The organism is Streptomyces sp. NPDC002994, assembly GCF_040611155.1.
Taxonomy (GTDB): domain Bacteria; phylum Actinomycetota; class Actinomycetes; order Streptomycetales; family Streptomycetaceae; genus Streptomyces.
The window spans coordinates 178339-187492 of sequence record NZ_JBEXNQ010000017.1; the positions used below are offsets into that span (position 1 = coordinate 178339).

The 9154-nt window shown below is 66.8% G+C and carries 5 protein-coding genes and 3 pseudogenes; 3 read left to right on the forward strand and 5 right to left on the reverse strand.

What is annotated here, in order from left to right; translation table 11 throughout:
- Positions 1 to 265: 265 nt before the first annotated feature.
- Positions 266 to 1807, forward strand: a pseudogene (locus ABZX79_RS23570) (alanine/glycine:cation symporter family protein).
- A 159-nt stretch (positions 1808 to 1966) separates the two neighbouring features.
- Here the strand turns inward: ABZX79_RS23570 and ABZX79_RS23575 are convergent.
- From ABZX79_RS23575 to ABZX79_RS23585, 3 genes and pseudogenes are all read right to left on the reverse strand, one after another.
- Positions 1967 to 3904, reverse strand: a pseudogene (locus ABZX79_RS23575) (DNA repair ATPase); the annotation flags it as partial.
- 260 nt (positions 3905 to 4164) lie between these two features.
- Positions 4165 to 4542 (reverse strand): hypothetical protein, encoded by a 378-nt coding sequence (locus ABZX79_RS23580; protein WP_355260983.1) that lies wholly within the window; start codon positions 4540 to 4542, stop codon positions 4165 to 4167.
- Positions 4543 to 5047: 505 nt separating this feature from the next.
- A complete protein-coding gene (locus ABZX79_RS23585; protein ID WP_355260986.1) occupies positions 5048 to 5521 on the reverse strand; it encodes a nuclear transport factor 2 family protein in 474 nt (157 codons plus the stop codon).
- Between the two features lie 648 nt (positions 5522 to 6169).
- Between ABZX79_RS23585 and ABZX79_RS23590 the strand changes: the two are divergent.
- Positions 6170 to 6420: pseudogene (locus ABZX79_RS23590) on the forward strand (transposase); the annotation flags it as partial.
- Between the two features lie 14 nt (positions 6421 to 6434).
- On the opposite strand, the gene ABZX79_RS23595 reads toward ABZX79_RS23590, so the two are convergent.
- Both ABZX79_RS23595 and ABZX79_RS23600 read right to left on the reverse strand, forming a co-directional pair.
- Complete coding sequence (locus tag ABZX79_RS23595) at positions 6435 to 6692, reverse strand: hypothetical protein (RefSeq protein WP_355260989.1); 258 nt, start codon at positions 6690 to 6692, stop codon at positions 6435 to 6437.
- Between the two features lie 197 nt (positions 6693 to 6889).
- Entirely contained in the window at positions 6890 to 7864 is a 975-nt protein-coding gene (locus ABZX79_RS23600; protein ID WP_355260992.1) for a WYL domain-containing protein, read from the reverse strand.
- A 136-nt stretch (positions 7865 to 8000) separates the two neighbouring features.
- On the opposite strand from ABZX79_RS23600, the gene ABZX79_RS23605 reads away from it, so the two are divergent.
- Entirely contained in the window at positions 8001 to 8396 is a 396-nt protein-coding gene (locus tag ABZX79_RS23605) for a RidA family protein (protein WP_355261022.1), read from the forward strand.
- Positions 8397 to 9154: the final 758 nt, after the last annotated feature.

Below are 9154 nucleotides of genomic sequence, written 5' to 3' on the forward strand. Positions count from 1 at the left end.
GGGACTTTCGAACACTACCCACCGTTATGTGATGTGAGTCACTTCTTGTAAAGGCGTGGTAAAACTGCGCAACTCCGCAGGTGGCAACCCCCTCGCCGCGCTGCGGAGTGCCGGCACGCACCGGCAGCATGATCCAGGGTGATCACCGTCCGGGTCCGCGGACGTCTCATCCAGGGTCGCCGATCGGACAACGGCGTTCGCTCAAGCCAGCACCAACCGGTGCACTCCTCCCGTGCTCCGGCCCTGCGCCATCGAGGTAGCCACTGTGTCACTCGACTCCATCACCAAGTCCGTCGACGAAGCCGTCAGCGGCTTTTTCGAGCCCATAGCCAACTGGCTCGTGGAAGTCGTCTTCTACGCCGCCCCTGATCGGCGGCACTGATCTGCCCCTCATCGTCGCCTGGCTCGTGGTCGCCGGTCTGGTCTTCACCGGCTGGTTCGGGTTCGTCCAGGTGCGCAAGTTCCGCCTCGCCTTGGATGTGGTGCGCGGGAAGTACGACGAGAAGGGCTCCGCCGGTGAGGTCAACCACTTCCAGGCCCTGACCGCCGCCGTCTCCGGCACGGTCGGTCTCGGCAACATCGCCGGTGTCGCCGTCGCCGTGTCCATCGGCGGCGCCGGCGCCACCTTCTGGATGATCCTGTGCGGCCTGCTCGGCATGGCCACCAAGTTCGTCGAGGTCACCCTCGGTGTGAAGTACCGCGAGGTGCACGCCGACGGAACTGTCTCCGGCGGCCCCATGCACTACCTGCCCAAGGGCCTCGCCGAGCGCTTCGGCAAGAACGGCAAGACCCTCGGCAAGGTCCTCGCGGTCCTCGCCTCCTTCATGATCCTGTTCTTCGGCCTCTTCGGCGGCAACCTCTTCCAGGTCAACCAGAGCTACGCGCAGCTCGTCTCCGTCACCGGCGGCGATGAGGGCCTCATGGGCTCGTCCGCGGGCGCGCTGTTCTTCGGCATTCTGGTCGCCGCGCTCGTCGGCATCGTGCTCCTCGGCGGCATCCGATCCATCGCCTCGGTCACCAGCAGGCTCGTCCCCGCCATGGCCGGCCTCTACATCGCCGCCTGCCTGGTCGTCATCCTGGTCAACGTCACCGCGCTGCCCGCCGCCATCAGCACCATCATCGAAGGCGCCTCAACCCTCAGGGTGTGGCCGGTGGTGTGCTCGGCGCCCTGATCGTCGGCTTCAAGCGGGCGGCGTTCTCCAACGAGGCCGGTCTCGGCTCCGCGCCGATCGCCCACTCCGCGGTCAAGACCAAGCACCCCGCCAGCGAGGGCCTGGTCGCCCTGCTGGAGCCGTTCATCGACACCGTCGTCATCTGCACAATGACCGCGCTGACGATCGTCATCGCCGACCCGGCCAGCTGGGCCGAGGCCCGCAAGCCGGGTGCGTCCATCGAAGGCGTCACCATCACCTCCGACGCCTTCGGCACGGTGATGCCCTGGTTCCCGTACGTCCTCACCGTCGCGGTGATGCTCTTCGCCATCTCCACCGTGCTCACCTGGGGCTACTACGGCCTCAAGGCCTGGACGTACCTCTTCGGCCGCAGCAAGGCCAGCGAACTCACCTACAAGGTGATCTACACCCTGTTCGCCGTAGCCGGTTCCCTGCTGACGCTGCAGACCCTGATCGACATGGCCGACGCGGTGCTGTTCATGCTCGCGGTCATCAACATCATCGGCCTGTACCTGCTCGCCCCGGTCGTCAAGCGCGAACTGAACTCCTTCCTGGAGTTCGTCCGCGCCCGTAAGGCCGGCGAGATCAGCGACGACGACGAAGAAGACCAGGAGCCGGTGAAGACCACCGTCTGACCCGCCCTGCGGCACCGGATCCTGAGCGGACCCGTACACACCTCCTCGCGCCTTGGTGTGTACGGGTCCGCTCACCTTTGCGTCATCCGGCCCGGCCACCTTCGGCGCGAGCTGCGTGTCGGCCTGCCGGCCGGCTGAGCAGGTGGCGCGGGTCCACGGCGCGGCTACCGCTCGGTCGAGCGGATCGTCGACGGAGCCGCCGAGAGCTTGGGCGCGGACGTATGAGGAAGTGATGCCGGCCCACCGGTCGGCCTGCGCTGTGGTGAGGGTGCCGCGCAGCGTGCCCAGCTTGAGCAGGTTGGCTTCGGCTCCGGTGGTGAGGGTCTGGGCTTCACCGGTGTAGTGGTCGTCGATCACGGCGGCCAGCTCCGTCTTGTTCATGGCTGGAGAGACGCGGGCGGTGATCTTGTTCATGTTGCGGTACGAGCCCTGGAGCTGGAACGGCGGTTCGGTACGGGTGGCGTCGGATGGGGCTGCGGAGGCGATGTATGCCTCGTTGACCGCGAGGACCGTGGCGCGGGCGGTGATCAGGTGGCGCAGTACCGCGAGGATACGGTCGAGCTCGGCCGGGGCGTAGGGATGCGTGAGCCGGTCGCGGCGGGCGGTGGGGGTCGTCGGCGGCCAGCCGCATCAGCAGCTCCACGTCGGAACGTTCGCGCCCCGCCAGGGGAGCGAGTACCGGGTGGGAAGTGAGGGCGTTCTCGATGAAGCTGAGCGCGAAGGCGTCTTCCTTGCCGGTCAGGACGTCACCGAGGTTCCATACGTCGGCGCGGTTGGCGAGCATGTCGGGGATGCGGAAGCGTTGCCCGGACTCGGTATAGGGGTTGCCGGCCATGCAGACGGCGAAGCGCTTGCCGCGCAGGTCGTGCCCGTTCACAGTGCGGGTGGCATCGCAGAGCGGGATGAACTTCTGGAGCAGTTCCGGTGACGTGTGCTGGATGTCGTCCAGGTAGAGAAGGACGTTGTTGCCGGCGGCCAGCCATGGCCGAGGGCCGGTCCGTCGACCTTCACCAGCAGCAGACCGAGACGGTCGGCGACGTACTCCATGGGGGGCGTCCTGCCGTAGCCGGGCGGCGAGACGAGGAGCAGCAGGCCGCTGTTGTCGGTCCGCTTGCCGTCACCGGTGGTCCCCAGCTGCTTGGCGAGGTTGTCGCCGATCAGGGGCAGGTAGACCTCGTCGACGAGACGGTTGCGTACGAACGAGGACATGACCCGCGGGCGGTACTCGTCCAGGCGCAAGCGGGACCGCTCGGAGGCGATGAGGACGCTTCTCTTCTGCTGGTAGGAGCGGAAACCCGGGACCAGCCGGCCGGCGAAGTCGGTCGTCCTGGTCAGGAACTCGTCCAGCCGCAGGGTCAAGGTCCTTCGGACGACGCGCGGGTGGCTGCCGAGGAGTCCCTCGACGGTGGCGGTGAGGGACGCGTCCAAATGTAGTGCCCGAGGTCTGGGCAGACCTCGATAGCGACGGCCTCGGCGAGGTCTCCGGCGTCGACGTCCTCGCCGCAGGCGGCGGCGTACGAGACCAGCCAGCCTTCGACGATCCGGTGCGCGGCGGCAAGCCGGCCGGCTTCGAGTTGAGCGCGTACGTCGGCGGCGTACGGCGAGGAACCCAACGCCCGGTGGAACTTTTCGAGCAGCGTCCGGGCCGCCGGGCTCGTTACGAAGGAGCCGCCGGCGGCCAGTTCCTCGACAAGGTGCTCGGCGCCGAGCTCGTGATCAGCCGCTCGTGAATCGGGGACGACAGCGGATGTGAACCGCGCGATGTGTTCGCTCAGTTCAGTCCGCAGCGCATCGAGCGCCGGGGCCGTCCCGAACGTGTTGCGTGCCCGTACGAGCGACCTGGCATCGCGCGTCCAGGCGTCCTGCTCGGCGGGTGTCGTGCCCCTCGTCGTACGCGGCCTCGGCGGCACGACGCACCAGGACCGGCAATTCGGCTCCGCGAAGGGCCTGTGCGCCGTGCTCGGCCAGCAGCCGCGCAGCGAGGTACTCCGCCCGGTAGAACTCGGCGTTCTCGGACGGAAGCAACTGCTCCCAGTAGGTGCTGCCGGCCATGAACTCCGGGTCGGTGACGGGGGAGCCGTAGTCGGTTCCGGTCAGCGTCGCGGTGGAGGAAGGCGACGGCCCGCTGTGCGGCAGAGGTGATGTCGCCCGTCGGGAAGGGCGAGTGCCCGCACGCCAAGCCGCTGAGAATTCGCGCTGGGCGCGCAGAAGGCCACCAGCGGGAGCCCCGGTCGGGTGCGGGCAAAGCTGGTGGCCTCTGCGGTGCGGTGAGTCGCGTGCTCTGGGTGGAAAGTGCCTATTCAGCGCCTGCTGGTTCGGCTCCCGAGCAGCGCGAGAACCCCTCGCTCAAGCGGAGTTCAGCAGCGCGTGGATACGCCGCCCGTCTGGTCGCCCTTCAGCAGGCCGCCCCAGATCCAGTTGCCGGAGTAGAGCCTGACCCACTTGTCGTGAGCGACGCCATTCTGGTTCACCCACTGGCCGTAGCTCCAGCACGAGGCGTTGAGGCCGGTGTTGGCGCCCACCGAGTAAACGACGCCGCAGTTGGTGGACGCACAGCTGCGGATGTTCGCGGAGGTCCAGGTGGTGACAACCTGATTGATACCCACATCGGTCGTCGTTCTCTGGGTCTCCGGCCGGTCGACGGGTGCTGTCGCCGCGACAGCCGGCGCAGACATTCCCGCGGCGGCCAGCATCCCTGCCGCGATCGTTGTTAAGACCTTGGCTCGCGTACGCATGGTGAAGTTCCCCCTCTTTGACATGGTCTGCCGGGGTATCCAGCGCCAGAGACGCTAACTGACGACGAGTCAGCCTGTTGAGTCATGTATTGGCCAATCTGAGTTCGGCACCGCGGCGATCTCGAATCAGGGCGGCGACGGCGAAGCGGCGGGCGCGAGGCATGAGGTCAAGCCGCTGGCCGCGGTTCTGCACTGAGGGCCGGCCGGCCCTGGTGCCTCTCGCGTCGCCGTGAGGCTCGTCGAAGAGCCTTTTGTCCCGCCGGGGGTGTTTAGTTCGTGCGCTGGGCAGTTCCGCCGCCGGTGTACCGCCCTGATGTACCTGTGCTGCGCGAAGTCTGCTATGTGGCTTATTCGCGAGTAGTGGTTCTGGCTCAGGTTCTGTGGGGCCGTCACTGTCCCTTGTTGAGACTCGTTGGAATCGAGTCTTCCGCGGTTCCGTGAATCTCTGGGGATTGGGGCCCTCGATCAGATGAGTCCTGGGAACTCGGAGCTGACTACTTCAACGTCACGACCGGCCTGTGTTGTCGAGGCGTTCCGTAGGACCGGCGAAGGGTAGGAACGTGGTCCGGGTGGAGAACAGCCAGGTGCCGTCCACCTTGCGGAACGTGTCTTCGTAGTGCCCCACTTGGGCCGGCGGCCGGGGCGACACCATGCCCTCGGAGTAGCCGTCGACCCGGTACGTGGCGAAGTAGGTGGTGGCGTCGGCCGACTCCGCAGAGGTCACGGTGACCAGGATGTTGGTGCACATACGACGCGACAGCCGGTCAGCGGGCCGGGCGCCAAAGTAGTCACGAAGAGCATCGCGGCCCGCTATGCGGCGATCGCCAGCTGGCCATTCCCATGTCCCGTACGGCGTGAACAGGTCCGCCACAGAGCTCGGGTCCCCGAGGTCGAGCCGACGGACGAACTCGACGATCAGCCGCTCACAGGCCCGCTCGGCGATCAGACGCTCCATCGGGTCAAGAGTTTCAGTGTCCATGATCAACTCTTATCAGAGCCACGCATGGAAGCGGGAGGCTCAGGAGTTTTGGAGCAGCCACTCTGCGTCACGCCAATGGACCGCGCTTTCGAAGGAGTTGGAAGCCTGCGCGGCCGAACATCTGGCGCTTGAGCATCCTGATCCGGTTGATGTGTCCTTCGACGGGCCCGAGTTCCAGGGCAGGGTGAGGCCGGCTGCGAGGGGGTGGAGGCTCGGGAGGTCGTCCTGCCGGACGGCGTCGAGCCATTCGGGCAGGCGCTCGCCCTGGCGCTCGGTAAGCATGGTCGCGAAGGAGCGGACGTGCCGGGTGAGCGCGTCCAATTCGGGGCAGTGGGTCCGGACGGTCTTGAGCTGGAGCTGTTCGGTCCGGCGAGGGTTTCCGGGCGGCGGGGGATCCCCCCGGCGGCGGCACGGGGCGAGGGCGGCCTTGCGGTCACCGGACGTGGTGAGGTGCGCTTCTGGTGCATGTAGGCACGGACGCGCTGGTAGCTGCGCTTGTAGCCGAGCGGATGATCTCCTCCCACAGTTTCCAGGCGTTGGCGCAGCCGTCGTTCCGACGCCGACGCCATCCAGTTGCTCTCGCAGACATCGAAGGCCCACTCGCACGTCACCACGGCCTGGGCTGATACCGGCTGTCGCATCAAGGCCATCGACCACGGAGCACGCTGGGCATCGACGTCGAAGTCGTCCGCAGAGATCCCGCCGAGAAGGGGTTCAAGGTCATCCCGCGGCGTTGGGTCGTCGAGCGAACCTTCGGCTGGCTCATGCACCACCGACGCCTTGCCGGCGATTGCGAAACCCACCCACACCGCTCGGAAGCCATGATCAAGTTGGCGATGGTCGACTTGATAAGCCGCCGACTCACCCGCGAGTCCCCTCCGAACTGGCGCGACACCTGACCATCCGCCAGCAGTCAGACCTGGTGAGGCCAGACAGCGACGTGGTCCTGTGCCACACGGACCTCGACCCACGACCCATCGACAGCTTCCGGCAGCGGTCGGTCGGCAAGATCGAACAGGATCGGCGCGCCACCCACTTCCAGGACAGCCCCTCCGTCTTCAGTGAGGCTCAGCCGGCCACGAAAGACAATGCGGTCGCCGTCTTCCCGCAGCTCAGGGGCGCCAGAGGCACTGGGCCAGGCATTCACCGCCCAGGCGATGTCCTCATCCACAGTCCACTCGACATGGTGTTCTCGCCCCACTGCCTCAGGAGCCCCCCGCCACAGCATCACAGCAGTGCCCACTGCCGAGTGCACTCGGACCACCATCGGCCTCGACAGGGCGGGCTGCACTGCCTCTACTTTTACCAACACCTCGCCATCATCCTCGACGGGCTTACCAAACACCTTCGCCGGGACAAGACGCTCTTTCAGGATGAGTCTCTGTAGCGGGTGGCAATCGCGGCGGCGCGGTTGTGTAGGGAGGTGCGCAACGACTGCGGGGACAGGGCTTCCGCGTCCGTGCTGAGCTGCCACAGCGCCCATTCGGCGTGTCGTGAATCTTGGAAGGTCACCTCCAGCCGCAGCCAGCCGTCCGCGTCGGGTTCTTCTGCGCGGACAGCCAGCGCGGTGTCCAGCAGGTCCTCCCGCCGCGCCGGGTTCACCCGTACCAGCACGGTGAGGTGGTCGCCACCGGAGAGAAACTGCGCGGAGCGTTCCCGCCAGATCCGGTCCAGATCAACCCGGTTTGGTCGCTGTGCCGTTTCGGGGAGTTCCTGGGCGGCCAACACCCGCGACAGCCGGTAGGTGCGGTCCGCGCCAGACCTCGTGGCCAGCAAGTAGCCGCGGTCGCGTACGGTGACCAGGCCGATCGGGTCCACCGTGCGCCACTGTGGTGTCCGGCCTGTGGCCGCGTAGTGGATGCGCAGCTTGTGTCCGGCGAGCACCGCGCGCCTGACCTCGATCATTGTGGTGTCGGGTACCTCCTCAATGACCAGCCGGCGTGAGAGCAGGTCGGTCTCCGGGTCGACGAGAAATCTCTGGGCCGCGTCGCTCGCGGAGGCCTGGTGGCTTTCGGGCAGCGCGTCGACCACCTTCCGCATGGCCGAAGCGAGCGCCGAGCCGAGGCCGAACACCTGCTCGCCGCGCCCCGATCCGGCGGTCAGCAAGGCGAGGGCCTCGTCGTGGTTCAGACCGGTGAGCTCGGTCCGGAAACCGGGCAACAGCGCGAAACCGCCGTGCCGGCCGCGTTCGGCGTAGACCGGGACGCCGGCCGCGGACAGCGCCTCGATGTCGCGCAGCACGGTGCGGGTGGATACCTCCAGCTCGCGGGCCAGCGTGTCCGCTGTCAGCCGACCGCGCTGGCGCAGCAGTAGCACCAGTGAGACCAATCGGTCGGCACGCATACGGAAACATTAACGGAATACATGACTGTGGGTGTCGTGATTTGTTGGGAGGCTCGTTGACGCGGCGTCAAAGCTGGCGGCTACCGAGCCGATGGACGTACGTACTCGCGATGAATCGAATGGAGCTGATGTGGCAGTGGAACGAACGGCGGTCAACCCGGTGACGTGGTCGGAGGAGATGGGATTCAACCAGGGTGAGGTCGTTTCCGGGCACACACAGACCCTGTACATCTCGGGGCAGACCGCGATGAGCGGCGACGGCAAGCCCCAGCATGACGGTGACATGGCGGCGCAGTTGGCGCTGAGCATCGACAACCTGGAGGCCGTGCTCGGCGAGGCCGGCATGTCTCTCGCGAACCTCGTCCGGCTCAACGTCTACACGACCGACGTCGATCTGCTTTTCCAGCACTACGGCGTGCTGGCGGCGCGGTTGGGTGCCGCCGGGGTGGCGCCGACCTCCACGATGCTCGGGGTGACGCGACTGGCGATCCCCGGCCAGATGGTTGAGCTTGAGGGGACCGCCGTCGCGTAATGCGACCTCGCCGCACCTGCTATTCGCAGGCAGATGGGTGATTACCTGTGCTCGGAAAGGTGGCAATCGGCGTCTATGGCCTCGCGGCGAGTCCTTCCTGCAACAAGTGCGACACGCAGACGTCCGCCTGCTGCTCGACATACGTCAGCGCCGCGGTGTCCGCGGATCCGAGTACGCCTGGGCGAACTTCACACCGACTGGAAGAACCGGCGGCCCGACCCTCGACGTGGGTCCGCGGGGCCGAGTCACAGGCCCCTGCCCTCACGCTTCTCGCGTAGGGCTGGACGCAGCCGGGACCCATCACCACCAGTGTTGACCCGAGCAGCAAGCCAGGGGGCTTCATTCCCGGGCAGTTGACAATCAGGTTTCGTGACCGCCGGAACCTGTCAGCCGTCGAGCCGCTGAAGGACCTGGGTGAACTCATCGTTCTCGACCAAGCCGACGAGAACCTGGCTCATGTTGCTGATACCGGCATCGCGGACGATGAGGCCGTCCGCGACCCAGAAGTAGCGGCCTCCCAGGGCTTCCTCGCTTACCGCCCATCTCTATACGGACAAGAGCCCACACGTAGTTCGGAGTTGAACCAAGCCGTTGTTGTCGCATGCCGGCGACCGTGGGCAGTCGTCACGCCGTGAGGCTGTCCGGATTTGTGGGTGCGCCTTGAGCGAAGGAGCGCAGCGTCAACGGAGCGTGGTGCCGGTCGAGTGACTCGGGCGGGGCAGCAGGGGAGAGGTCTCTCCCCAACAAACACCCCCCCC

What these genes read in the sequence shown, in the direction of transcription:
- ABZX79_RS23580 (WP_355260983.1), bottom strand. Translation starts at nt 4,542, where the DNA reads ATGCGTACGCGAGCCAAGGTCTTAACAACGATCGCGGCAGGGATGCTG.
- ABZX79_RS23585 (WP_355260986.1), bottom strand. Translation starts at nt 5,521, where the DNA reads ATGGACACTGAAACTCTTGACCCGATGGAGCGTCTGATCGCCGAGCGG.
- ABZX79_RS23600 (WP_355260992.1), bottom strand. Translation starts at nt 7,864, where the DNA reads ATGCGTGCCGACCGATTGGTCTCACTGGTGCTACTGCTGCGCCAGCGC.